Genomic DNA, 24,285 nt, shown 5'->3' with positions numbered 1-24,285 from the left:
GTGCAGGAAATTGCGCTCAATTATACTGTACAATCATACAGTATCAAGCCTATTTTTTCAGAAAGTCATCGAATAGTGTTTGCAACGCGAAAACAGCAGCCTGCAAGCGTACTTCATCACGGTTACCATCAAAAATGCACTTATGCGCTGTCACCTGACCACTCTTTGTGGCAAAACCAAACCAGACGGTACCAACAGGTTTATGAGCCGTTCCACCATCAGGTCCGGCAATTCCACTGACAGATAAGGCGAAATCCGCCTGAGCGGCATGTAATGCTCCCACGGCCATTTCGCGAACCACCTCTTCACTGACAGCTCCGTGCTCATCTAGCGTTGCTTCTGCCACACTCAGCAGGTCATGTTTCGCGCTATTGCTATAAGTCACGTAGCCGCGATCAAAATAGGCGGAGCTACCGGCAACATCAGTCAACACCTTGGCGATCCAACCGCCGGTACAAGATTCAGCACAGGTCACCCATGCTCCACGGGCCTTAAGCCGCTCACCGACCTTGATACTTAGCTGGCGTAATAGCGTCTCGCTCATCATGCCCCCTACTCTATGAAATATTGAAGTGCCGATAGTAGCACTTCTCTTAATTTCTGCTGCACTTCTGCCAAGAGATGCGAGACGTTTCGCATGTCACCTCAAAGGCTCTTGCCCAGACGGCTCTTTACCTATCAGTCTTAGCTGGTAGTATCGAAGAAACTTATAAATCATCAAATTGATTATAGAGAGGCCATACCTGAACAGACTGGTTTGACGTCATACTTCGATCCGGCGGTTTCGCGTCCAACTTTCAGGTCTGTACACCAAAAATTTTTCAGAAAGATAAACCAGGACGATATAGTGAAAAAAATTCTGCATGCATTCTTCCCCCTTTACACCGCTACGGTACTCATGTTGTTGGGTTCAGGCCTGCTAACAACCTATATCTCACTGCGTTTGATATCGATTAATGTATCAGGCACATTGATTGGAGCTATTATTGCTGCAAACTACATCGGTCTGGTGATCGGTGGGAAAATCGGGCACTTTTTGATTGCCCGAGTTGGGCATATTCGTGCCTATGTTGCCTGTGCCGGTATTATTACTGCGGCAGTATTGAGTCATGGATTAACCGAGTTTATTCCTGCGTGGGTGGTGCTGCGTCTGATTATCGGCCTGTGCATGATGTGTCAGTTTATGGTGTTGGAAAGTTGGCTTAACGATCAAGCGGAATCTAATCAGCGCGGCACCGTATTCGGGTTCTACATGGCGGCGACTTATGCCGGTATGGCCCTAGGCCAGGTGGTACTAATGCTGCAACCTGATTTAAGCATCAGTACATTAATGGTTGTCGCCCTGTTCTTCGCCCTGTGTCTAGTCCCCGTGGCTCTCACTACCCGTAGCAACGCTCGGCAGATGTCTCCAGCCCCCATGGAGTTAAAATTCTTTATCGGTTCAATTCCGAAGATTCTTGCTTCAACTCTGGTCATCGGCATGATCGTCGGCTCTTTCTACGGTCTGGCTCCGGTGTATTCGAGCCTACAATCATTAACAACTGAGCAAACCGGGCTGTTTATGGCGCTGTCTATTTTTGCCGGGTTGGTGGCACAGATTCCATTGAGCAGATTGTCCGATCGTTATAATCGAACTGTGTTAATTCGTATCAATGCCACCTTACTCATTGTTACCGCACTGCCGCTGGCCATCTGGTCACATATTCCCTTTTATCTGCTATTGGGTGTGGGATTCGTCGTCAGTATGCTGCAATTCACCTTGTACCCACTGGTTGTCGCGCTGGCAAACGATATGATTGAACCCGAAAGACGGGTTTCTCTGGCTGCCTGTCTACTTATGTCGTTCGGTGTCGGCGCCAGTATTGGGCCATTGGCAGTGGGGGCATTGATTGCTCCATTGGGCGGTAATATTTTATACGCCTTCTTTGCTTTATGCGGCGTCGCGTTGGTTTCTCTCAGTCGCACGGTAAAACAAGATGAATCCAACTTTGTTAACGATGCGCCAGTACCCCATATCGCCATGCCGGACAGTCTGGTCAGTTCACCACTTTCCCCAGCGCTGAACCCTAGTTTTGACGAGCAGATGATTCAAGATACTATGCCGCCACTGGATCAGAATGATGATCCTGAAACTATCACGGTTCCACGCGTTTAATTTCTCCGAATAACCACTTCGGCTGACTATTTTTTTTAGTTCCTGACGTCAAAAATAAAAGAAGTAACACCGTTATTGAGTAAAGAAACCTGTATATAGAGAATAAAAAGGAAACGTAAAATGACATTAACAGAGTGGATTTTAACCGGTATCGTTCTAGGGATTGTCGTCGGGGGCGTAATGACTTTTTGGAAAAATAAAAAATAACCTTCAGTAATGCTACGTTGAAACAGCTTATTTTTGATTACGCCATAAATAGGTACTGAAAATGCGATCTACCCCCTATAAAAGGTATGGCATCATCGCTTAGCTATCTCCACATATAGTAGGATCGGAGCCAAAGGATACTTAAAAAAATATACCGGCTTGATTTACCTTAGTTTCGATAACTGATGTTGCAAGTGAGATAAAATGTCTAATAAACCGTTCCACTATCAAGACCCCTTCCCCTTAAAGGAAGATGATACCGAGTATTATCTGGTCAGCAATAATCATGTCTCCGTTTCGCAGTTTGAAGGTCATGATATTCTGAAGGTCGAGCCAGAAGCCCTCACCTTACTCGCACAACAAGCCTTTCACGATGCCTCGTTTTTACTTCGTCCTGCTCACCAAAAACAAGTGGCCGCTATTCTTGATGATCCCGAGGCCAGCGAAAACGATAAATATGTTGCACTGCAATTTCTACGTAACTCTGAAATTGCCGCCAAAGGCATTCTGCCAACCTGCCAGGATACCGGTACTGCAATTATCGTCGGGAAAAAAGGCCAGCGAGTCTGGACCGGTGGCAATGATGCAGAAGCATTGTCCCGTGGTGTTTACAACACCTTTATAGAGGATAACCTGCGCTACTCGCAAAATGCAGCGTTGGATATGTATAAAGAAGTGAATACCGGCAGTAACCTGCCTGCACAAATTGATTTGTACAGTACAGAAGGGGAAGATTACAAATTCCTGTTCGTGACCAAAGGCGGTGGCTCGGCGAATAAAACCTATCTGTATCAGGAAACCAAGGCGCTGTTGTCTCCAGAGCGACTAAAAACCTTCTTGGTCGAGAAGATGCGGACTTTGGGTACCGCAGCCTGCCCACCGTACCATATTGCCTTTGTTATCGGTGGCACCTCGGCTGAAAGTACGCTGAAGACAGTAAAACTGGCGTCTACCAAATATTACGATGGCTTGCCGACTGAGGGCAATGAACACGGTCAGGCATTCCGCGATATTCAGTTGGAAGAGGAACTACTGAAAGAAGCGCAAGAATTAGGATTAGGTGCACAATTTGGCGGCAAATATTTTGCCCACGATGTACGAGTGATCCGTTTACCTCGCCACGGAGCTTCCTGTCCTGTAGGAATGGGGGTTTCCTGCTCTGCTGACCGTAATATTAAAGGCAAAATAAACCGTAAAGGTATTTGGCTGGAGAAACTGGAGCAAAATCCGGGGCAATATATCCCTGAACATCTGCGCCAATCGACTGAAGGTCAAGTCGTGAAAATTGATCTGAACCGGCCAATGAAAGAGATTCTGCACGAACTGTCTCAATATCCGGTTTCCACTCGTCTTTCCCTTAGCGGCACCATTATTGTAGGCCGTGATATTGCGCACGCAAAATTGGAAGAACGCCTGAAGAATGGTGAAGGGTTACCGCAGTATGTAAAAGATCATCCAATCTATTATGCTGGCCCGGCAAAAACACCAGAAGGCTATGCATCCGGCTCGCTTGGCCCAACGACTGCCGGGCGCATGGACTCTTACGTAGACCTACTGCAATCCCATGGTGGCAGTATGATTATGCTCGCCAAAGGCAATCGCAGCCAGCAAGTCACCGATGCCTGCCATAAACATGGCGGTTTCTATCTGGGCAGTATTGGCGGCCCAGCTGCAGTACTGGCACAAAATAGCATCAAGAGTCTGGTGTGTGTGGAATACCCAGAGCTGGGTATGGAGGCCATCTGGAAAATCGAAGTTGAAGATTTCCCAGCCTTTATTCTGGTTGATGATAAAGGCAACGATTTCTTCCAGATAATTCAAGCTGCCAAATGTAACCGCTGCGGATAAATCAATCGTAACGACCTGCCCGAGCGTTAACTGACTCCTGACAAGATATTTGTTGGGAGTTTTTTTAAGTCCTTAGTCGAGCTTATTTTAAGAACATAACCCAGTTTTTAACCTTTTCTCACGGGCATTTATCCGTATGAAATGGAGAATAGTCATATTCTATTCGTCTCTTTAAACAGGGTTATGATGAAATATCAGGCAAGAAAAAAGCTATTACTTATATCAGGAAGTTTACTCATTGGTAGTGTAAGTGGTCATGCAATAGCCACTGTTGTTGCCCATCAGAATAGTGACAAACCCACTATTAATGCCCAGCAAAAAACGCCAACCAAATGGGGAATATTCAACGTAGAATGTGGTTTATCCCACACCTTGCCTGATGACCCGATGATGGCGTTTGGACTGCCGGGAGAATCAATGGTACATGATTTTTACGGTAATAAAGAAACTGATGCCTTTACTACCGTTGGTGATTTACATGCCACCCCCGAAACAACCTGTACTTCAAGAGCGGACAGCTCAGCCTACTGGTCACCACAGATGCTGAACACCAGTACCGGCGAAATCATCAAACCGTCGATGATGAAAACCTATTATCGCAATACCGACATTCGCTATCCGGTTGTCCCATTCCCGGCAGGTTTACAGTTAATGATTGGCGAACATGAAAGTACCCGCTCTAAACCGGGAGTATCCTATCTATGTCACATTAATAAAAACGGGGGCACTTACTACAATGACCCTCCGGCATCTTGCCCACTTTATGACGGTGAAAATACGCTATTTAGTCTTTCATTTAGCTTCCCAAACTGCTGGGATGGCAAAAACATCAAACCGCCGCACCACGGGCCAAGAAATGCGGTTCATGATATCAACGGCGTCTGTCCGTCAGACTATCCGGTAAAAATACCACAGCTACAAATGAATATTGGCTACCATCTACCCAAAAACACCGATATTTCGGCACTTAAATTATCGATGAATCCTGAGATGGTAAAAGGTCAGGCGATCCCAAAATGGGGTAGTCTTTACACTGCCCACGCTGATTTCTTTAATGGATGGAAAGAGGATGCAATAGAGTATGTCGTTGATAACTGTTTGAATCAGGAAAGAAAATGTGACAAGAACATCCCGTTCACTGCCTTTCCAACTAGCGCAGACAGTTATGTTCGCGGTGGTGATTATGCGACGTCTCGTTTTGGTGATGCAGATAGCATGCTGATAAAGAAAGGAAAGGGACAGTCACCTGAGCAGCAGAAAGTTGCTTATCTTAAATTCAATGTGCCAGACAAATCTGTCGTCGAAGATCTTCCCTATAAAGATATCTATATCCATTTTTATGGCGCGAATGTTGCGTCTAAAGAACAGCATATGCTCTATTTCTATGAAACCAGCAATGATTGGGATGAGTATGGAATTACTCAGGAAAATGCCCCTTCTTGTTCAGGGAAATGGGTGGCGAGATCTTGGATGGGTTGGTCTGGTAATGCCATGTATCGAAATTCGGAAAGTATTGCCAATGTGGTGAAAGCCGCTTGGGAAAAAGGCCAGAGTGAAATTTCATTCTGTGTAAACACAGATGATAAAAATATCGAAACACGCCTGGGTTCTCAAGAAGGAAGTAAACCCGCATTCCTGTATTTTGAAAGCAAGCAGGATATGACATCTCCGGGTTGGAATGAAGATAAACAATAAAAAACGGTAGGATAACTCAGCGTCTGGCTCTAATAACCACGGCCAGACGCCGAGTTAATACTTCTACTTATTAACGAATAAATCTGTACTACGATGTAATTCGCAGCAAGAAAGATCGGTATTATCGCTAGTTGACCATCTCCCATTTAAGTTTACAGTTATTAACTTCAGCAAATTTTTGTCCCCATTCAGGTGCCGTCTTTTGCACGTTAGAGTTAGATTCAGCCGGAACTGAGCCCATCAAAATATTGACTTTCAACCCACCCGTTTTCGTCTCTTCTACCACCATGCCAGGAATGAAATTCTCGCTTTCTGATTTTTCATTTTTGACATTTTTAAGGCCCTCTCTTCCATAGCGGTTCACAGCAGTCTCTAGATTATGCTGGCTGTCGCTAACATTAAATGGGGGACTTATCATCTTGACACTGAGGCCCGACCGTCTTATTTCTCCGCGAGAGTCATTATCTTGATGATGTTGGCTTAGCTTTGCGAAGCTAATCAGTTTTACAGGGGATGGCGTAATTATATGGTTACTCATAGACGGCCTCTTATCATTAGCGGTTAGTCACCAGAAAATCGTGGAGCAATATCAAACATACTTGCTACCGATAGCCAATAACTCTAGAGGTGTAAGAGCGCTCACTCTATAATTTTTAGATTACATCAACTAAACAGCATAAAAGCCCAATCCGGTAGAATAGAGGTCAATCTTCTGATAATGATTGTCAAAAAATATTGACGGATATGTTAACAATAATATTTTCAGCATAGTGAAATAGATAAGTTTAAAAACACATCAGTGATGTTTTATTACATAGCTACCACGTTAAGTCAAAACATGACGAGTAAGATAACTCCCACAACAATTGGAGAGTGCACCCAATTACATTTTGCAACTATTCCTATTAGACTACATTCAGAATATAGCAATGTGAATTAATATCTAACAACGCTGTTTATTTTTATTGCCTATATTTCTAAGTAGTAATCAGGTAACACTCGCTCCAAAAGCGGAAAGTCAGTTATTACTATTATTATCTTTACCGCTTATTAGTCCAGTTAACGCCCTCATTGCCGCTTGTATAGGGCAATTTTTTTTGACGGGTAAAGCGAAAAACGAGTTATACAACCCCATACTATTAATTCTAATAGGAAATTAAATGAAGAAAAATTATTCCTGGCAGCAGGTGATATTACACTGGATTTCTGCTGTTGTGATCATTTGGGCTACAGTAACCGGCTTTTATGTTGGCCTATTTAATGTTTCGGATGAGTTAAAAACTCTGACCGCATTTATCAATGTTTCACTAACAACATTACTTATCCCTGTCTTTATTATCCGAATTTATTTTTACTTTACATCAGAAAATCCGGAAGAGATTAATACCAACTCACTCACCAGATTCATAGCACATTTTGTGCATTTTCTTCTTTATCTGAATATCACGTTAGTCTTGATTACCGGTGTTCTTATGATGGAAAGAGATATCAATGTTTTTGATCTTTTCATTATTCCACAACCTATTCATGACTTATCTCTTACCGGAATGTTTAACACTGTCCATGTCTTTTCTTGCGCTACGCTGGGTACATTGATAGTGCTACATATAGCAGCAGTGGTTAAACATGAATTGTGTGGTAAAAAAGTACTCCGCCGTATGTCTCTTTAGAAATGATTAGTTTATCACTAAGACTCTCTTACGGATTAAGATGAATTGAATGTTAAATATATTCAATTAAAATCAATCAGTTAACTTAATTTCGTTCTATTAAATGGAGCAAGAAAAAAATCCATTTTAAGACAACTCTCTATCACAGAGAGATAGCGCTGGGTGCCTGAGCGTAAAATGCAAGGCATACTGCGCACCTAGAATTAAATCATAAAAACATTAAATTTAATGTACAAGTTGAGGATGTAAAAACATGTTAATGCGAGAGGAATGTATCCAATTACTTAGCGATGAGACCCTCACTTATAAAGATATTTTCACCTTACAGTGTTCGCTAAATAAGCTAGTTATCAACAGTTGCCAACAAACCATCTCGTTGAATGAAGGACAGAAAAGACTTTTAGTTGCCTTACTTAAAGGGATTAATTGTAAACGACAAATCATTAATCTGGTGTGGTACGAAAACCATCAACGGATAAGTGATAATAATTACCATCAACTAATCTTTCAGTTGCGAGCATTATTGCAACGCTACAATATTGCTGGAGAGTTAATTGTCACCATCCCTAATTATGGTCTTAAATTGAACGAAAGTTTATTGACTACCAATAGCCTTCATTTTAGCCAAAAAATAAATCAGCGTAAGAAAAAAGGAAATAATACAGTACGAAAAAGCCACCTTAATTCGACGCTAACCCGAATTTTTAACCTTGGCCGTTCCTTTTTCACACCTTAATTAATGGTCTTAATTTGATTATACACAATTATTTTCGTTCATCTGTTTTGACAAAGTACTTAAACCACACAGTGATAAACACTTTTGTCGGTTTACTGCTTTTCATTCTGATTATGCTGCGCATAGAGCATCATGTCATTCCACTTTGGTTGTCTATTGAACCAACCGATGCAGCGATGCCAGTGCTCCCAGAAAATAAGAAAAACGCACGAGAGCCAGATATTCCCGGATTGGAACAGTTGAATTTATTCTCATCTAAATCAATAAACTCTTATCCATCTCCTTTTCGTGTGGGTAATTTATCTTACGATGACCCATTATTATTTCAGGCTCCCAATAGCAAATTGGCAGTTAGCCTGGTAGGAATATTGAGCAGTACAGTACGTGAAAAGAGCATAGCTATTATTGAAAAAAACAAACGCCAACAGTCATATAGCCAGGGCGATAAACTACCAGAAAACCATGCCGAGGTAGTAAAGATTTTTGGCGATCGCGTCATCATTAATCATCAGGGAAATTACGAATCTCTGTTATTGAATTAGCGTTAGCTGGCCTTACTCTTACTATTAGATTAAAGATGAAAAAAATGATATTTAAACGCGATATATCCTTAAATTTTAATCGTAGCGCCCATAAATCAAGCCGTCGAACGCTATCTTTCTGCGTGATCATGCTACTCCTGACCTATGCACTTTACGCACCATATTCTCGTGCAGAAACGTTTTCTGTAAACTTCAAGAACACGGATATTAACGAGTTTATCAATACCGTCAGTAAAAATCTGAATAAAACCGCCATTATCGATCCGGCAGTAAAAGGGAATATCAGTGTGCGCAGCTATCAGGAACTGGAACCTGAACGCTATTATCCCTTCTTCCTCAGTGTATTAGAAGTTTATGGTTTTACCGTGGTCAATATGCCCGGTGATGTAATCAAGATTATCCCAGCCAAAAATGCCAAAGGTTCTGCCATTCCGTTAATCGAAGGTGAAAACCCGGTTGAAGGTGATGAGGTCGTTATGCGCGTGGTTTCATTGCATAACGTTGCTGCCAAAGAACTGGCTCCTTTATTGCGCCAGTTAAACGATGCTGCCTTCGGTACTGTGGTTCACTACGATCCGTCAAATGTCTTGTTATTGACGGGCCGGGCGGCAGTGGTTAATCAATTGGTCGCTATTATTAAAAATGTGGATAAAGCCGGTGATCATACGGTTGAAACCATCAAATTGCAGTATGCCTCAGCCACTGAAGTCGCTCGTATTGCCGAATCCTTGCATAAAAGCAGCGGAAAAAATTCCAACGGCAGGATGTCGGCAACAATTGTCGCTGACGAGCGCACCAATTCAGTATTGATCGGCGGCGAAGAGCAAGTTCGCAAACGAATGGTCGATACGGTGCAAGAGTTGGATAAACAAGGTGATATCCACGGTAATACCAAAGTTATTTATCTGAAATTTGCTAAGGCTGAAAGCCTGTTGGACGTCCTCAGCGGTGTCAGTAGCCACCAACCTGAAGGCAAAGGCCAAACCACAGCAGCCGTTTCCATGCTAAAAAATGTGGTTATTAAAGCCGACGCACAGACTAACTCTCTCATTATCAATGCCGCGCCAGACCTACTGCGTGATCTTGAACAAGTCATTACTCAGTTAGATATTCGTCGGGCGCAAGTCTTGGTCGAAGCCATCATTGTGGAAGTTCAGGACAATGACGATCTGAATCTCGGCGTGCAATGGTTTAACCGTCATGGCGGTGGAAGCAATTTCCCGGATACCGGCGCATCGGCCAGTTCTATCTCTGCTAACAATATCGGTAGTTCACTGAATGGTGTCGCGGGTCTGGCAACCGGGTTTTATCGTGGTAACTGGAGTGGCCTGTTTACGGCACTGCGTACGAATAGTCAGAACGATATTTTGGCAACGCCGAGTATTGTCACGCTTGACAATATGGAAGCCGAATTCAGCGTCGGTCAAGAAGTTCCTATTCTGACCGGTTCCCAAACCACGACTGGGGATAATATTTTCAGAACAGTAGACCGTAAAAGCGTCGGTATTAAATTAAAAGTCAAACCGCAAATCAATAAAGGCGACTCCGTGTTGCTTGAAATTGAACAGGAAGTTTCCAGCGTGGCCGAAAAAACGCCGGGCGGAACCGGTGATCTTGGCGCGACTTTCAATACCCGCACAGTAAAAAATGCCGTGATGGTTGGGAGCAACAATATTGTCGTGGTGGGTGGATTACTGGATAGCACCAGCCATGATATTACCAGCAAGGTTCCCCTGCTAGGCGATATTCCTGGCATTGGTTTTTTGTTCCGCTCAACCTCGCAGAAAATGGTTAAACGAAATTTAATGCTGTTTATTCGCCCGACAATCATTCGTGAGCAAGACAGCTATATTGATGCCAGTCAGCAAAAACTCGATAAGTTTCGCCAGGAACAAGGCGCGGATAAAGGTGCTAACGGGCAGAGAGTGAATGAAAATTTAGATAAGGCGCTGTCCCATGGTCGCTCTCTAAGCGATTTGCTAAAAGATGTTGATTCCTTTTATACCAAGGGGGCGTGATGAGCCAAGTATCGACGTCACTGCCACAACTGCCTTTTGCTTGGGCACAACAGCACGGGGTGTTGCATCAGCAACACCCGACTTTCGGCGAACAACTGGTGTTTCGACAAACCACCAGCCCGGAAGCCTTGCTGGAAGCCCGACGGATTCTGCCGCACTGTCAGTTGCAACTCGTCAGTGACGAAGTTTTCGATCAATGTATGGTGGCGCGCTATCAGCAAGACTCCGATCAAGCCCGCCAAATGATGGAAAGTCTGGGCAACGAGATCGATTTTTATCAATTAGTCGATGCGCTACCACAAAGTGATGACCTACTAGACAGTGATGATGGCGCACCAATAATCCGCCTTATTAATGCAATGCTGGGGGAAGCGATTAAAGAAGGCGCCTCAGATATTCACGTCGAGCCTTTCGAACGCCAACTCGCCATTCGTTTTCGCATTGATGGTGAATTACGCCAGATTCTTTCCCCCCCCCGTCAACTAGCGGCATTGTTGGTATCGCGAATTAAGGTCATGGCCAAGTTGGATATTGCTGAGAAACGCTTACCCCAGGATGGACGAATCTCTTTGCGTATTGCTGGTCGGGCGATCGATATTCGTGTTTCCACCTTACCGTCAAACCACGGCGAACGGGTAGTCATGCGTTTGCTTGATAAAAACAATGTGCGACTCGACCTGTCTCATTCGGGTATGACCGAAGATAAGCGTGAACTATTTGGTCAAATTCTGGCACAGCCTCACGGTATTATTCTGGTGACGGGGCCGACCGGATCGGGCAAAAGTACCACGCTTTATGCGGCTCTTCAGCAGATAAATAACCAGTCACTCAATATTATGACGGTAGAAGATCCCATCGAATACGATCTGGACAATATTGGCCAGACTCAAGTTAATCCCAAAGTAGAGATGACTTTTGCCCGTGGGCTACGGGCGATCCTACGGCAAGATCCTGATGTCGTCATGATTGGTGAGATCCGCGACACCGAAACCGCACAAATTGCCGTACAGGCTTCGTTAACTGGGCATTTGGTGCTCTCCACCTTGCACACCAACAGCGCCAGCGGTGCCATTGGCCGCTTACGTGATATGGGCGTGGAGCCGTTTCTACTCGGCAGTTCCCTTATCGGTGTTCTGGCTCAGCGGCTGGTGCGCACACTCTGTCTACACTGCCGCCGTCAAGAACAGGTCAGCGCCGAGTTTTTGCAACGCTTTGGTTTTACGCCATCCGATCATCGGACACATAGCCTTTATCATCCCGAAGGCTGCGAACATTGTAATTTCACCGGCTATCGCGGCCGTACCGGCATACATGAACTGATGCAGGTTACAGACTCATTACGCGAAGCCATTTCACAAGGATGTAGCGAGGTTGAATTAGAAAGGAAACTTTATCGGCAAACCCAAACTATTCGCCATGACGGAATAGAGAAAGTGCTGGCGGGAATCACCAGTCTTGAAGAAGTCTTACGCGTAACAAGAGCAACTGAACCATGATGCAGTACCGTTATTTGGCTGTTACAGATAAAGGGAAAAAATGCCGAGGGACACTCAGCGCAGAATCATCCCGTGCCGCGCGGGCACAATTGCGCGAGCAACAATTGACGCTGATCAGTCTGACACAGGAAAGCAGCACCTCACGCACGCTTTCCCATCCCTGGAGGGGTTCTCAGGACAATATTAGCGGCAGCGAATTGGTGTTACTCACCCGCCAATTGTCGACGCTGGTCGCGGCTGCATTACCGTTGGAGGAAGCTTTGCAGGCGCTGGCGCAGCAAAGTGAAAAACCACGCCATCGTGCATTGCTGGAACAAGTCCGCAATAAAATATTGGAAGGTTTGCCGTTGGCCGATGCACTGGCCAGTTTTCCAAAAACTTTCACGCCGCTGTTTCGCACCATGATCGCGGCCGGCGAGGCATCCGGTCATCTTGATAAGGTGTTATTAAGGCTGGCTGATAATGCTGAACAGAGTCAGAAGTTAAAAAGCAAAATGCTACAGGCGCTGATTTATCCGCTGGTGCTGACGTTGGTTGCTATTGCCGTAGTGGCCATTCTACTCACCGCCGTGGTGCCCAAAGTGGTCGAGCAATTTATCCATATGCAGCAAGTTCTGCCACTTTCTACCCGCATTCTTATCTCGCTGAGTGATGGATTACGCGACGTTGGCCTATGGATACTGCTGGCGGGTCTATTGACTGCGCTGGCGGTACGTCAGTGGTTGAAATCCGCCAAAAATCTGCTGTGGTGGCATAAAAAAATGCTGAGCTTACCGTCAATCGGTCGGGTTGTTCTAGACCTTAATCTCGCGCGTTACGCCCGCACGCTCAGTATTCTCAACGCCAGCGCCGTACCGCTACTGGATGCGATGCATATCAGCGCTTCGGTGCTGGTCAACAACTATGCTCGCCAACGGTTGATTGAGGCCAGCGAGAGAGTGCGGGAAGGAAGCAGCTTGGCACTGGCGTTGGACTATACCGGCCTATTGTCGCCGATGATGCGCCATATGATTACCTCCGGAGAAAATAGCGGCGAATTGGACAGCATGCTGGAACGGGCGGCCGATATTCAGGAAAGCGCCTTCGTCAGCCGGATGACCATCGCACTGACACTATTTGAACCACTGTTGGTCGTCAGTATGGCCAGTGTGGTGCTGTTTATCATCCTCGCCATTCTACAACCCATTTTGCAACTCAATAGCATGATGGGTTAATTCCCTATTTATTGATTCAAGGAATATTTACGCATGAAAAATCAGCCTGTTACGTTATCGCATAAACATTGCCAAGGTGGTTTTACCTTGCTGGAAATTATGGTGGTAATCGTTATTCTTGGCGTGCTCGCCAGCTTCACCATTCCCAGCCTGATGGGAAATAAAGACCGGGCCGATAATCAAAAAGCAGTGAGCGATCTGGTAACGCTGGAGAATGCGTTGGATATGTACAAATTGGATAACAATCGCTATCCCAGCACCGATCAGGGTTTGAATGCGTTAGTCACTAAACCGACTCTTTCACCGATACCACGAAACTATCGAGCCGAAGGCTATATTCGCCGTCTACCGTCCGATCCGTGGGGCAGCCCATATCAATTGACTAGCCCGGGAGAGCACGGCGCAGTAGATGTCTATTCCGTTGGTCCCGATGGCATTTCGCAAACAGCTGACGATATTAATAACTGGGACATTGGTGCTGATGGCGGAGAAAAGCACTAATGCATTTGAGAGCAGCTACAACCAAAGCATGCGGATTTACCTTAATGGAAATCATGCTGGTCCTGGTGTTACTGGGCAGTATGGCGACGCTGGTACTCAATAGTCTATCGTCTTCACGCGAAATAAATCAGGAAACAGACCGGTTAGCCATGGCGTTACAGTGGGCTGCACAACAAGCCGAACAGGATGGCAAGATCTACGGGCTTTCCGTTACCAATAATACATGGCAGTTAATGACACTGAATGGTCAACCCCACGATAAAGGGGAAAGTTACCTGTGGCCAAGCCATTACTGGCACCCCATCAGCCACCGTAAATTAAGGCCACAGCACCAGTTACCTGAGAGCCTGAGCCTCGAACTGACTCTGCAAGATCAACCGGTTCCACTCAGTTCGACGCTGGATGATAGCCTGGCTAATGAGCCGAAAATTGTCTTTTTCCCTGGCGGAGAAAGCTCGATATTCGAACTAACGCTGACTGAGTCGGATGGACAAACCCGACGTATCACCCAGCAAGGTATACAGCCTGATGCTGAGGCTGCGCCAATATCTGATAATGCACTGAGCCATAACCAACCCAAGAGGACTTCATCCGCATGAATTGCCGTGGAATGACACTACTGGAAGTTTTGGTTGCCCTTGCTGTGCTGGCGTTAGCCGGTCTGGCCGTCATTAAAAGTACCGGTGAACAAGTCAGAAATCTGAGTCACCTCGAAAAGAAACAATTTGCCGCCTGGGTTGCAGAAAACCAATTAGTCAGGCTGCGCCTGCAAAATGTCTGGCCAGCCGAGAATTGGCATCAGGGCGAGAGCACGATGGCCGATCTCACTTGGTATTGGCGCTGGCGTGGGGTCGCCACTTCGGATGCGCAATTACGCGCACTGGAAATTGAAGTCAGTCAGGACGATCACTACGCCGCGCCATTATCCCAATTACGCAGCTATCAGGTTAAATCATGACCCCGCCTAAACAGCAGGGCTTCACCCTGTTAGAAATGATGCTGGCCATCACTTTGTTTTCGATCCTTTGCATCGCCGGTTATCAACTACTGCAAGCGGTTTTGCGTAACAGCGAACTGACCCAGCAGCACGCTACCCGGTTGGCGGCTATTCAGCGCGCTTTTACGCTGATGGAGCGCGATATTTCTCAGGCACGAATTCGCCCCGTTGCGCAGTCGGCATTACCCCCTTTTCCCGATGACTTTCGCCTTTCGCAGGCCGGAAATAACCGCAGTCTGACACTGATTCACGATAACTGGCGTAATCCTGCGGCTTTTCTCCATCGCTCTAGTCTGGAAAAAGTAACCTGGCGTTTTCAGCAAGGAAAGCTTCAGCGAGTGAGCCATCAGCAACCAGATAGTCACCAGCAAATACCGCATCAATTGAGTGTCACTCTGGACAATATTAACGCCTTCAAGCTGCGTTTTTGGTCACAGGGCCGTTGGCAGGATAGCTGGAGTCATGGCCGAATCCTGCCCGAGGGCGTGGAGGTCACGCTGGATACCGACGATTTTGGCATCTTGCAACGGGTTATCTTCCTGACGACGAACCATGAAAAATAGAACGATAAGAAACCACCACCAGCGAGGAATGGCTCTGTTGGTCGTATTGATGATTACCGCCATGATGACCATGATCGCGGTAAATATGAATGACTACGGGTTACGGGCATTTAACCGTGCCAGCAGCGCGCAATTTCATCAGCAAAGCAAGTGGCTGTTGCTCAGTATGGAATCGCTGGTTCAGCGCCAACAATTATTGCCGTTACCCACAGATAGCGTTCACTTGGGCCAGGCTTGGGCGCGGACGCCGCAACACCTCACATTGGACGGCAATCAGGTCAACTTTAGTATTCGAGACCGTCAGGCCTGTTTTAATCTGAATGGCATAGCTCAGGGCCGTGGCGTAGGGGGGACGACTGAAACAAAACCAGAGGCAGAATCCCCAATAGAGGTCGATACGGACGCGAAAAAGCCGCCGATGCCGGAACAAGGAAAAGAGAACAATAAGGAAGAAAAAACCTCGATAGCTTATTCCCAACAAGTTTTTCAGCATCTCTTGCGTACGCAAGGCTTGGATGCTGCCCGGGCGCAACAAGTGACTTTTGCGCTGGCCGACTGGATCGATAACGACGATATCTCCCGTAGTGGAGGCAGCGAGGCTGCACAGTATCTTGAGCAGCGACCGATACTGGTTCCGGCTAACCGTCCACTGTTGGATATCAGCGAGTTCAGAGTGCTGCCCGGTGTCGATCAGGCGCTATACCTACGGTTGAAGCCGCTGATTTGTACACTGCCAAATCAGAATTTACGCATCAATATTAATACGTTATCTCAAGCACAAGCGCCGCTGTTATCAGCCCTGTTCCTTGGGGAAATGTCTGTTGAGGAGGCACAGCAGCTTATTGCCAGCCGACCAGCTAATGGCTGGAACAGCGTCAATGATCTCAAACCCTTTATCGAAGAGAACCATGGCGCTTTTGCTCGGGCGAAAACCGCCATCACGCTGACCAGCGACCACTTTGAGCTGTTGTTATGGCTGGATGAAGAACAACACAGTAATAGGTTACGCAGCCGACTCCAACGTAACCGGCAGACTATTAGCGTCCTTTCCCGTCAATACGGTTTTGGTGATTGAAATGAAAAACATGTTATTAAACAACAACAAAAAAATAACCAATGAATTATTCATTGCATTCGATAGTCAGGCGGGACAGCCCATCCATTGGCATCACCGTCCGCGACAGGGCGATTCGCAGGAAGGGGAACTGGCTGATGAAACAGCATTACATGAATTGCAACCTTTGGCCGCAACCAGCCAGATAACATTATTGATTCCCGCTAAAAGCGTGCTATTTCACACCGTCACATTCAATGGGAAATATCGTCGTCAGCACCTTTCAGCGCTTGCCTGGCAACTGGAAACATTCTGCCCAGGCGATGTCGAGCAGTTGCATCTTACGGTACTGCATCGGCAAGGCGCACAGTTTGCTCTGGCCGCAGTGGATAAAAACCTGCTGCAACAGTGGTTAGACTGGTTACAAAACGCGGGCTTACGTGCCACCAAGGCGCTACCTGATGTATTGGCATTGCCTTCACCTTCCGCTGGCTGGACTGCCGCTCGCTTAAAAAACACCTGGCTGATACGCCAATCGGCGGAGCAAGGATTCAGTGCTGATGAACAAGAACTGGACTGTATTTTAGGTCGCTATGCTACCTTGCCAAACATACTAACCTACAGCCCGCGGCCGGATAACGAATCAACCTGGCTACAAAAAACCGTTCAGCCAATTTGGTCCCTGTTAGCCGAAGGTGCACAGAAAAGCCCGATCAACCTGTTACAGGGTGATTTCAGTCCGCCTCGCCCTCCCCAATCTCGTCGTAATAAATTACCGATCGCTTTGGCTGCAATATATCTCCTGACTTTTGCCATACAACCGATACTCAACGGTTACCGTATCCAGCAACAAGCTGACCAAATACAAGCCCAAACCCGCCAGTTATATCTGAAAAACTTCCCTGACGCCGTCATGCCAACATCATGGATTCAGGGCATCGCCCAGCAGATGAGTCAATTGGAAAAAGGTATCACGCCACCGGGTTTACTGGCACAACTCCGAGCCATGATACCGCTGCTACAGCCGCTGAAAGAAGCGAAAACAAATACACTGGAATGGCAGGAAAAGACCCTGACTTTAACTTTTAAGTTGACCGAACAGGAACTCTTGTCGCGTTTACCACGTCAATATTCACAGGAACTCGGCATTGCCATCCAAGCACTGGATCGGCAAAACACGATGTTAAGTGTCAAAGGAATTCATCATGATGACAAAGATTAAGCTGCACTGGCAAACCTACAGTAAACGCGAGCAATGGATTTTCTCCCTCGGTGGATTGGTACTCCTGGGACTGATTCTGATTCGGGGCATTCTCGCACCGCTGAATCACTATCAGCAGCAAAGCGAACTGAACCTACAGCAGGCTAAACGTGACTTTGCCACCTTGTTGCAACAACAAGAGCGGATTGTACGTCTACAGGCACAGCACCCCCTGCGGTCTGATGTACCGGCAGATCGGGCAGTACATGAAAGTGCGAGACAACAAAATCTGACCATTGCATTGCAGAAAGCCGGTGCCAATCGAGCCGTTTTAGCCCCCTTTACATTGCCCTTTCCCCAATTATTGAGCTGGCTGGAACTACTCGAGAGAAAGTACGGCTTACAAGCCAGCCAGCTAAAACTGGCGGTCGATGCGCAGAACCCTAATGCGGTTCATATCACCAGCTTGGTATTACAACGTGCTGAGGCGGCAATATTATGATGGATGCGCTCTATATGGCTCAAATGATAGCGCCACTGTGGTGGGGCGGGCTGGCGGTTCTTGGCCTGTGTGTCGGTAGTTTTCTCAACGTCGCTATTTATCGGCTACCGCTGATGTTAACCCGCGAAAATCCGCATGGTTTTAATCTGTGTCTACCTCATTCCCACTGTCCTCAGTGTAAACATTCGTTGAAATGGCGAGATAATATTCCTGTATTCAGTTGGCTATTCCTGCAAGGACAATGTCGTTACTGTCGGGCATCTATCCCAGTGCGCTACCCGCTGGTTGAAATCATGACGATGTTGATGACCTTGTTTATTGCTGCAGTCATCCCATTGGGCAGCCCGTTACTGGCCGCACTACTACTCAGTTGGATGCTGATCGCGTTAACCATGATCGATATTGACCACTTGCTCTTACCGGATAATCTGACATTGCCTCTGCTATGGATGGGGCTACTTTTTCACCTGTTTGATAGTCGGTTGGCATTAAGTGAGGCAGTGATTGGTGCTGTCGCAGGATATTTGATCTTATGGTGCCTTTACTGGTCGTTCTGGCTGTTGACGAAGCGGGAAGCTCTGGGCTACGGAGACTTTAAGTTATTAGCCGCATTAGGTGCCTGGCTAGGATGGATGGCGTTACCCTCTTTACTTTTGATCGCCTCGCTCTGCGGCATGAGTTTCGCACTGGCCGCACGTCTCCTACGGGGCAGACCACTGAATACGGCACTGCCATTCGGGCCGTTTCTCGCATTCGGTGGCTGGATTCTATTCCTTCAGTACTACCGTTAACTCTTATTACAGCGCGGTGTTATTTTACGCTGCGCTGCGCTTCATGCACAAAATCGACCATCAATAAATTAAGTTCTGTACACAACTGCTGATCAGCATTGTTCTCTTTCACCAACATCTGGTAGCGTTTCTGGCTATGTTCGCCAAGTAATTGATAAGCTGGTGTATTAATATCCCAATGACGTTCCGTCGCCAGTTTTAACGCGGTTTTAACCAAGATAGCCTCATCAGGCACATCCGTCCGCTGGCAATCCTTCTGTAAATAATGCGCCCCAGCAATCAGTGCCGACAACTGCTTGATTTGCTGTTGAGCCGTCGGTTGGCTGACCTGAGTCACCGAATTCTGGCAACCGGCTAATAATAGTAAAGGCAAACACCAGGATAACTTACGCATAGCTGATAACATTGATTATCTCGTTAAAAATAAATAAAGGATAATTTTAGTACAGGATATAAATCCATAACACCACTAGTTCCTTAATTACATAAAATAAAACCATCATTTTTTGTAATAAGCAAATTCCTTATTATTAAGTTACTCACTCGCACCTTATAAAAAACAACAATCATAAAAACAATCATAAAGTTAGTGACTCAGCCATTAAAAAAATAACCTAATGCATTAATTTATATCGTTTAATTTCTATAATGACGAAACACTTCGATATCCCACCCTATTCATCTATGTTCTGTACCGCCGATAGTATTATTCGGTAACAAAATAGTTGTAAAACATAATCTTCAGGTTAAACAATAAAACTGGACTCCATTGGCATAGAGCAACGGAATCTATTTATCTAATAGGATAATGAGTAAAATATGAAATTGAATAAAATTATGTTAGCGATGGTCGTTATGTCGATCAGCGGTAGTGCATTGGCCCATGGTTACATCGAAACCCCACCATCACGTAACTTCCTGTGTAGTGAAATGGGTAAAAACATGAACAAAGATTGTGGTGCTGTACAATATGAACCACAAAGTTCTGGTGAGACCGCCGATGGCTTCCCGGAACAAGGTCCAGAAGACGGCAAACTGGCCAGTGGCACCAACTATCTTAGTGTCAATCTGAATCAGCAAACCGCAACACGCTGGCATAAAGTCAAAATGCAGTCTGGCCCGCAGGATTTCAAATGGACATTCCTTGCCGCACATCCTATTACCGACTTCAAATACTACATGACCAAGCAGGATTGGAACCCTAACCAACCTCTGACGCGTGATTCATTCGATCTGACACCATTCTGCGTGATTCCTGGTGGCCCAGCATCAACCACAAGTTCAACCACTCACGAATGTGATGTCCCAGAGCGTACCGGTTACCAAGTCATTTACGGTGCTTGGGATGTTTCTGATACTCCGGGCACATTCTATCAAATGATCGACGCCGAATTCGGTAGCGCATCCGGTGAAGTGGTGGTTTCTGAATGGGCTACCAACGTCGGCAGCATTCAGCCGCGTGAAGATTTGAGTGCCGGTGACATCGTGAAACTGCGCATGTTCGACAAACGCGGTGAGCGTAGCGATCTGGCGGTGGAAATTGCTATTGCCGATGCGAAAGAAGGCAAGAAAAACAACTGGGCTTACGCACTGGCGACCAAGGTTAACAACACCCACAAAGATCTGCGTGCAGGTAACAAAAATGCTTCCGGCAAGGTAGTGGCCACCCACGGTGCCAATACCGTTTATACCAATGCCAACAGCGAAGTGGTTCGTGTTGAAACTCAGATCGAAAAAGCTCCGGTAGATGCAGCGACAGGAGTACAAACCAGCTTCTCTGCCAACGGCATGAAAAAAGAATACCAAATGGCTGCCGGCGCTTTGACCATTCATTTCAATCTGGAAGTCACTGGCAAGATGGAGCTGACGGCTGAAGTTATCGCACCTGATAACTCGCACAAAGCTTATGAAGATATCACTCTGGAAGATAGCTCTAAGCATATCTCCATGGCAATGACTAACCTGAAAGCCGGCAAACACACTCTGGTGATCATCGGCACCGATGCGCAAGGTAAATCTCAGCAGCAGAGCTTCGACTTTATGGTTAAAGGCGAAGTTGAAGCCGTCAAGCCAGAAGTCAAACCGGAAGTTAAACCTGAAGTTGACGGCGCTGACAAGCAATGTTCTGCACCAGCTTGGAGCAAACAATCCTCTTACAATGCTAATGATACCGTGACTCATAACGGCCGTATCTATATGAGCAAATGGTGGGTTGACGGCAACTCCGTACCTGGCGATGCAGCAGTCACCGACACCACCGGCGATTCCACTGGTTGGGGTCTGGTGTGGGAAGATAAAGGCGCGTGCTAATTAAGCAAGATTAATACCGCGTTCTAACAAGAGGCAGGGGAAACCCTGCCTCACCCGTTTGTACGGCAAAATTTGGAGAAAACGGGTTATTGATATTATTTAACGCTATCGGAAATTTTATGACCGCAATCACTTCCTCAAGCCGCGCCGCCTGGCTGGCACTGGTAACCCGTCTGCATTTTTATATTGGCCTTTTTATTGCGCCGTTTATTTTTTTTGCCGCTTTAAGCGGCACCCTGTATGTCATTGCACCCAATATTGAAAAAATACTGTATGCGGAACAGCTGTATCCAGCCAGCGAAGGTTCCGCTAAACCATTAATGCAACAAATCGCCGTAGCCCAACGAGCCGTCGGTAAAGAGGCCAATATTATTGCTGTTCGCCCTGCGCCGCACAGCGGTGAAAGCACTCGGGTCATGTTTAATGCTACGGGGCTGAATAGCGGTGAAAGTCGGGCAATATTTATTGATCCGGTCACTCTTGATGTGTTGGGTGATATGGCGGTATATGGTTCCAGCGGTTCCTTACCCTTGCGTACCTGGCTGGATAAACTGCACAGCGGAGCGCTATTGGGTGATGTTGGCCGTAATTACAGCGAGTTGGCAGCCTCATGGATGTGGGTAGCAGCACTAGGTGGTGTCATTATGTGGGCAGCGCAACGCCGTAAAAAACATCAGGCTAGGCACTCGAAACAACATAATCGCCGACGTCATATGCTGATTGGTCTGACGCTTCTGCCTTTATTACTGTTTATCTCCGTTACCGGCCTGACATGGTCAAAATGGGCTGGTGATAATATTTCACTCTTGCGCGATACGCTGGCATGGAAAACACCCTCACTGCTTACGGCACTCACCCCGGAAGAATCCGCCCCCTGAATAGACCCCAGTTTCCTAGACGGTTGCGTGCCTCATGAACCAGGCACTTTCATAAACTGCAGGTGGTTGATCTTCACAGGCACTGTGACGCCGTTTAGCATTATAAAACATCTCTACATAATCGAAGATATCCGCCTTCGCTTCTTCTCTATTTTATAGATCCGTTTCTTTATGCGTTCTCGTTTTAGCAACTGAAAAAAGCTTTCAGCCACCGCGTTATCATGGCAATTACCTCGGCGACTCATGCTGCTTTTTAAATTGTGAGCGGTCATAAAATGCTGACATCTTTCGCTCGTATATTGCGAGCCCTGATCCGAATGGATTAGTACTTTTGCCGTTGGTTTACGTCGCCACACTGCCATCAACAACGCGTCCATCACCAGCTCTGCTGTCATTCGCCCCCCCATACTCCAGCCGATAACCCGACGCGAGAAAAGATCGAGAACAACGGCCAGATACAACCATCCCTCATGCGTTCTGATATAGGTCATGTCACTCACCCAATGCGTATTGGGGGTAGGAACAATGAACTGGCGTTCAAGGTAATTAGGGTTGGCAACTGATGTTTTCCGCCGCCGTATAGCGGCGTTTCCGATATCCGGTTTGAGAAGCCAACTCTGCAAGCCTCATTAGGCCCGCGATCCTGTTACGCCCAGCTCGCTCACCCAAGTCTTTCATGTCGAGCCAGATTTTTCGATAACCATAAACCGTACCACTTTCAAGCCACAGTTGTTTAATGAGGCCTGTTTGGCGCTCATCTTGCCTGGCGCGCAGAGATTGAGGCCGTTTTAGCCACTGGTAATAACCGCTGTAATGGAGGCCAAGAACCAGACACAACCGGCGTACCGCATAAAAGGTCGACATTTTTTTAATGAAGGCGTACTTCAGCCTGACGTTCTTGCAAAGTACGCGGCGGCCTTTTTTAAAATATCTCGCTCTTCAGTCACCCGCTTAAGTTCTTGCCTGAGGCGCTTTACTTCGTGCTGGAGGGCATCGTCCTGCTTGCGCTGTGGTTCGGGTTTTTGGTAACGCTTGATCCATGCGTAAAGGCTATTGGTGGAAACACCAAGTCGTGCCGCAACCTCAGAAACAGGGTATCCCTGCTCGTTAATCTGTTTTACAGCTTCAATTTTGAATTCTTCAGTGAACGTTTTGACTGACATAAACACTCCTTCATTAGGCCTCCATTATGAGGCAAAAAAGTGTCTACGAAACCCGGGTCTATTCACCCCACGGAGAACCCGCCCCTCACTGCCATGCCCATTCTACCGGGATGGCAATGCCGTCCTACCGACTTTGGCGATATGACGCGGTACTGGAACAGGCCCGATTAGCAGGAATTGACGCAGCCAGAGTAGAAATTCGCCCCGGAGCCAGTGCCAATCATGCTTGGACCGTGACCGAAATCGATCGTAGTTGGCCCACGCAGGTGGATGCAAGGGCGTTTGATATCACCACGATGCAAGTGGTCGATCAGCTCAATTTTCAACAGTTTCCTCTGGTAGCAAAACTGATTCGCTGGGGCATTGATGCTCATATGGGCATTCTGTTCGGCGTGGCCAATCAACTCTTGTTGGTCGCCTTTGGTGCAGGCCTGTGCAGTACCATTGTTATTGGCTACAGTATGTGGTGGCGACGTCGCCCTAAGCATCAACGCTTCCCGCTACAAGGTTCCCTGCTGTCCTCACTTGGCCGCTTAACGTTGATGGGTAAAGTCCTATGCCTGACCCCAACCCTGTTGCTGGCCTGCTGTCTACCCCTAATGGGAGTCAGCCTGGCGGCCTTCCTGATTATTGATGGATTGTGTTGGATAAAAGCTAACAGATTAAAAAATCTTGCTTTGAAGATGCGCAAATAGACAGCTCAATAACAGACAGAAAAACGCCCTGTTATTAGCAGGGCGTTTA

23 protein-coding genes and 1 pseudogene are annotated in these 24,285 nt (G+C 46.6%); 20 read left to right on the top strand and 4 right to left on the bottom strand.

Features of this window, described 5'->3' with window-relative positions:
* Window positions 1-49: 49 nt before the first annotated feature.
* The gene (pncC, locus tag DJ39_RS06800) at window positions 50-544 is read right to left on the bottom strand and encodes a nicotinamide-nucleotide amidase (RefSeq protein ID WP_038244530.1); all 495 of its coding nucleotides are present in this window, start codon (window positions 542-544) and stop codon (window positions 50-52) included.
* 303 nt (window positions 545-847) lie between these two features.
* On the opposite strand from pncC, the gene DJ39_RS06795 reads away from it, so the two are divergent.
* The 3 genes from DJ39_RS06795 (at window position 848) to DJ39_RS06785 (ending at window position 5,905) form a co-directional block, all read left to right on the top strand.
* Window positions 848-2,155: an MFS transporter gene (locus DJ39_RS06795; RefSeq protein ID WP_004722660.1), complete on the top strand. Its 1,308-nt coding sequence runs from the start codon at window positions 848-850 to the stop codon at window positions 2,153-2,155.
* A 411-nt stretch (window positions 2,156-2,566) separates the two neighbouring features.
* Window positions 2,567-4,210 (top strand): class I fumarate hydratase FumA, encoded by a 1,644-nt coding sequence (gene fumA, locus DJ39_RS06790; RefSeq protein ID WP_004722663.1) that lies wholly within the window; start codon window positions 2,567-2,569, stop codon window positions 4,208-4,210.
* Between the two features lie 183 nt (window positions 4,211-4,393).
* Entirely contained in the window at window positions 4,394-5,905 is a 1,512-nt protein-coding gene (locus DJ39_RS06785; protein ID WP_004722664.1) for a DUF1996 domain-containing protein, read from the top strand.
* Window positions 5,906-6,032: 127 nt separating this feature from the next.
* Here the strand turns inward: DJ39_RS06785 and DJ39_RS06780 are convergent, their stop codons facing one another.
* Window positions 6,033-6,443 (bottom strand): hypothetical protein, encoded by a 411-nt coding sequence (locus DJ39_RS06780; RefSeq protein ID WP_038251266.1) that lies wholly within the window; start codon window positions 6,441-6,443, stop codon window positions 6,033-6,035.
* A 622-nt stretch (window positions 6,444-7,065) separates the two neighbouring features.
* Between DJ39_RS06780 and DJ39_RS06775 the strand changes: the two genes are divergently transcribed.
* The 14 genes from DJ39_RS06775 (at window position 7,066) to DJ39_RS06710 (ending at window position 19,190) form a co-directional block, all read left to right on the top strand.
* The gene (locus DJ39_RS06775; protein ID WP_004722667.1) at window positions 7,066-7,575 is read left to right on the top strand and encodes a cytochrome b; all 510 of its coding nucleotides are present in this window, start codon (window positions 7,066-7,068) and stop codon (window positions 7,573-7,575) included.
* A gap of 253 nt (window positions 7,576-7,828) precedes the next feature.
* A complete protein-coding gene (locus DJ39_RS06770; RefSeq protein ID WP_004722668.1) occupies window positions 7,829-8,311 on the top strand; it encodes a winged helix-turn-helix domain-containing protein in 483 nt (160 codons plus the stop codon).
* Window positions 8,312-8,382: 71 nt separating this feature from the next.
* Entirely contained in the window at window positions 8,383-8,853 is a 471-nt protein-coding gene (locus DJ39_RS06765; RefSeq protein WP_004722671.1) for a type II secretion system protein N, read from the top strand.
* Window positions 8,854-8,897: 44 nt separating this feature from the next.
* Window positions 8,898-10,871 carry a type II secretion system secretin GspD gene (gene gspD / locus DJ39_RS06760; RefSeq protein ID WP_038244541.1) on the top strand — a complete coding sequence of 658 codons (1,974 nt, stop codon included), beginning with the start codon at window positions 8,898-8,900 and terminating at the stop codon, window positions 10,869-10,871.
* The gene (gene gspE, locus DJ39_RS06755) at window positions 10,871-12,367 is read left to right on the top strand and encodes a type II secretion system ATPase GspE (RefSeq protein ID WP_038244542.1); all 1,497 of its coding nucleotides are present in this window, start codon (window positions 10,871-10,873) and stop codon (window positions 12,365-12,367) included. Before gspD ends, gspE begins: the two co-directional genes overlap by 1 nt.
* Entirely contained in the window at window positions 12,364-13,581 is a 1,218-nt protein-coding gene (gene gspF / locus DJ39_RS06750; RefSeq protein WP_038244544.1) for a type II secretion system inner membrane protein GspF, read from the top strand. The genes gspE and gspF overlap by 4 nt, the downstream gene beginning before the upstream one ends.
* Window positions 13,582-13,614: 33 nt before the next feature.
* Entirely contained in the window at window positions 13,615-14,082 is a 468-nt protein-coding gene (gspG, locus tag DJ39_RS06745) for a type II secretion system major pseudopilin GspG (protein WP_004722674.1), read from the top strand.
* Complete coding sequence (gene gspH / locus DJ39_RS06740) at window positions 14,082-14,681, top strand: type II secretion system minor pseudopilin GspH (protein ID WP_045844477.1); 600 nt, start codon at window positions 14,082-14,084, stop codon at window positions 14,679-14,681. The genes gspG and gspH overlap by 1 nt, the downstream gene beginning before the upstream one ends.
* Entirely contained in the window at window positions 14,678-15,040 is a 363-nt protein-coding gene (gspI, locus tag DJ39_RS06735) for a type II secretion system minor pseudopilin GspI (protein ID WP_038244547.1), read from the top strand. Before gspH ends, gspI begins: the two co-directional genes overlap by 4 nt.
* Window positions 15,037-15,642, top strand: a complete 606-nt coding sequence (gspJ, locus tag DJ39_RS06730; protein WP_038251265.1) for a type II secretion system minor pseudopilin GspJ — start codon at window positions 15,037-15,039, stop codon at window positions 15,640-15,642. Before gspI ends, gspJ begins: the two co-directional genes overlap by 4 nt.
* Window positions 15,632-16,717 carry a type II secretion system minor pseudopilin GspK gene (gene gspK / locus DJ39_RS06725; RefSeq protein WP_230596563.1) on the top strand — a complete coding sequence of 362 codons (1,086 nt, stop codon included), beginning with the start codon at window positions 15,632-15,634 and terminating at the stop codon, window positions 16,715-16,717. The genes gspJ and gspK overlap by 11 nt, the downstream gene beginning before the upstream one ends.
* Window position 16,718: 1 nt before the next feature.
* Window positions 16,719-17,918 carry a type II secretion system protein GspL gene (gspL, locus tag DJ39_RS06720; RefSeq protein ID WP_004722681.1) on the top strand — a complete coding sequence of 400 codons (1,200 nt, stop codon included), beginning with the start codon at window positions 16,719-16,721 and terminating at the stop codon, window positions 17,916-17,918.
* Window positions 17,902-18,399 carry a type II secretion system protein GspM gene (gspM, locus tag DJ39_RS06715; protein ID WP_230596562.1) on the top strand — a complete coding sequence of 166 codons (498 nt, stop codon included), beginning with the start codon at window positions 17,902-17,904 and terminating at the stop codon, window positions 18,397-18,399. The genes gspL and gspM overlap by 17 nt, the downstream gene beginning before the upstream one ends.
* Window positions 18,399-19,190 carry a prepilin peptidase gene (locus tag DJ39_RS06710; protein ID WP_004722684.1) on the top strand — a complete coding sequence of 264 codons (792 nt, stop codon included), beginning with the start codon at window positions 18,399-18,401 and terminating at the stop codon, window positions 19,188-19,190. The genes gspM and DJ39_RS06710 overlap by 1 nt, the downstream gene beginning before the upstream one ends.
* A gap of 19 nt (window positions 19,191-19,209) precedes the next feature.
* Here DJ39_RS06710 and gspS read toward each other — a convergent pair whose 3' ends face one another.
* Window positions 19,210-19,584: a type II secretion system pilot lipoprotein GspS gene (gspS, locus tag DJ39_RS06705; RefSeq protein ID WP_004722686.1), complete on the bottom strand. Its 375-nt coding sequence runs from the start codon at window positions 19,582-19,584 to the stop codon at window positions 19,210-19,212.
* A gap of 425 nt (window positions 19,585-20,009) precedes the next feature.
* Here gspS and gbpA point away from each other — a divergent pair, with 425 nt between their 5' ends.
* Window positions 20,010-21,500, top strand: a complete 1,491-nt coding sequence (gene gbpA, locus DJ39_RS06700) for an N-acetylglucosamine-binding protein GbpA (protein ID WP_004722689.1) — start codon at window positions 20,010-20,012, stop codon at window positions 21,498-21,500.
* 119 nt (window positions 21,501-21,619) lie between these two features.
* Window positions 21,620-22,378, top strand: a complete 759-nt coding sequence (locus DJ39_RS06695) for a PepSY-associated TM helix domain-containing protein (RefSeq protein WP_230596561.1) — start codon at window positions 21,620-21,622, stop codon at window positions 22,376-22,378.
* A gap of 15 nt (window positions 22,379-22,393) precedes the next feature.
* Here DJ39_RS06695 and DJ39_RS06690 read toward each other — a convergent pair.
* Window positions 22,394-23,541: pseudogene (locus tag DJ39_RS06690) on the bottom strand (IS3 family transposase).
* Window positions 23,542-23,567: 26 nt separating this feature from the next.
* Between DJ39_RS06690 and DJ39_RS06680 the strand changes: the two are divergent.
* On the top strand, window positions 23,568-24,236 hold the full coding sequence (locus DJ39_RS06680) for a PepSY-associated TM helix domain-containing protein (RefSeq protein ID WP_139127573.1): 669 nt from the start codon (window positions 23,568-23,570) through the stop codon (window positions 24,234-24,236).
* Window positions 24,237-24,285: the final 49 nt, after the last annotated feature.

The organism is Yersinia ruckeri ATCC 29473 (assembly GCF_000754815.1).
Classification (GTDB): domain Bacteria; phylum Pseudomonadota; class Gammaproteobacteria; order Enterobacterales; family Enterobacteriaceae; genus Yersinia; species Yersinia ruckeri.
The sequence above is the reverse complement of the archived record's forward strand: the minus strand, read 5'-3'. Positions and strand labels throughout refer to the sequence as shown.

What these genes read in the sequence shown, in the direction of transcription:
- gspL (WP_004722681.1), top strand. Translation starts at nt 16,719, where the DNA reads ATGAAAAACATGTTATTAAACAACAACAAAAAAATAACCAATGAATTA.
- DJ39_RS06695 (WP_230596561.1), top strand. Translation starts at nt 21,620, where the DNA reads ATGACCGCAATCACTTCCTCAAGCCGCGCCGCCTGGCTGGCACTGGTA.
- gspK (WP_230596563.1), top strand. Translation starts at nt 15,632, where the DNA reads ATGAAAAATAGAACGATAAGAAACCACCACCAGCGAGGAATGGCTCTG.
- gspS (WP_004722686.1), bottom strand. Translation starts at nt 19,584, where the DNA reads ATGCGTAAGTTATCCTGGTGTTTGCCTTTACTATTATTAGCCGGTTGC.
- DJ39_RS06780 (WP_038251266.1), bottom strand. Translation starts at nt 6,443, where the DNA reads ATGAGTAACCATATAATTACGCCATCCCCTGTAAAACTGATTAGCTTC.
- gspG (WP_004722674.1), top strand. Translation starts at nt 13,615, where the DNA reads ATGAAAAATCAGCCTGTTACGTTATCGCATAAACATTGCCAAGGTGGT.
- gspJ (WP_038251265.1), top strand. Translation starts at nt 15,037, where the DNA reads ATGACCCCGCCTAAACAGCAGGGCTTCACCCTGTTAGAAATGATGCTG.
- gspH (WP_045844477.1), top strand. Translation starts at nt 14,082, where the DNA reads ATGCATTTGAGAGCAGCTACAACCAAAGCATGCGGATTTACCTTAATG.
- gspF (WP_038244544.1), top strand. Translation starts at nt 12,364, where the DNA reads ATGATGCAGTACCGTTATTTGGCTGTTACAGATAAAGGGAAAAAATGC.
- gspM (WP_230596562.1), top strand. Translation starts at nt 17,902, where the DNA reads ATGATGACAAAGATTAAGCTGCACTGGCAAACCTACAGTAAACGCGAG.
- DJ39_RS06710 (WP_004722684.1), top strand. Translation starts at nt 18,399, where the DNA reads ATGGATGCGCTCTATATGGCTCAAATGATAGCGCCACTGTGGTGGGGC.
- pncC (WP_038244530.1), bottom strand. Translation starts at nt 544, where the DNA reads ATGAGCGAGACGCTATTACGCCAGCTAAGTATCAAGGTCGGTGAGCGG.
- gspI (WP_038244547.1), top strand. Translation starts at nt 14,678, where the DNA reads ATGAATTGCCGTGGAATGACACTACTGGAAGTTTTGGTTGCCCTTGCT.
- gspD (WP_038244541.1), top strand. Translation starts at nt 8,898, where the DNA reads ATGATATTTAAACGCGATATATCCTTAAATTTTAATCGTAGCGCCCAT.
- gbpA (WP_004722689.1), top strand. Translation starts at nt 20,010, where the DNA reads ATGAAATTGAATAAAATTATGTTAGCGATGGTCGTTATGTCGATCAGC.
- DJ39_RS06775 (WP_004722667.1), top strand. Translation starts at nt 7,066, where the DNA reads ATGAAGAAAAATTATTCCTGGCAGCAGGTGATATTACACTGGATTTCT.
- fumA (WP_004722663.1), top strand. Translation starts at nt 2,567, where the DNA reads ATGTCTAATAAACCGTTCCACTATCAAGACCCCTTCCCCTTAAAGGAA.
- DJ39_RS06770 (WP_004722668.1), top strand. Translation starts at nt 7,829, where the DNA reads ATGTTAATGCGAGAGGAATGTATCCAATTACTTAGCGATGAGACCCTC.
- DJ39_RS06785 (WP_004722664.1), top strand. Translation starts at nt 4,394, where the DNA reads ATGATGAAATATCAGGCAAGAAAAAAGCTATTACTTATATCAGGAAGT.
- DJ39_RS06680 (WP_139127573.1), top strand. Translation starts at nt 23,568, where the DNA reads ATGAGGCAAAAAAGTGTCTACGAAACCCGGGTCTATTCACCCCACGGA.
- gspE (WP_038244542.1), top strand. Translation starts at nt 10,871, where the DNA reads ATGAGCCAAGTATCGACGTCACTGCCACAACTGCCTTTTGCTTGGGCA.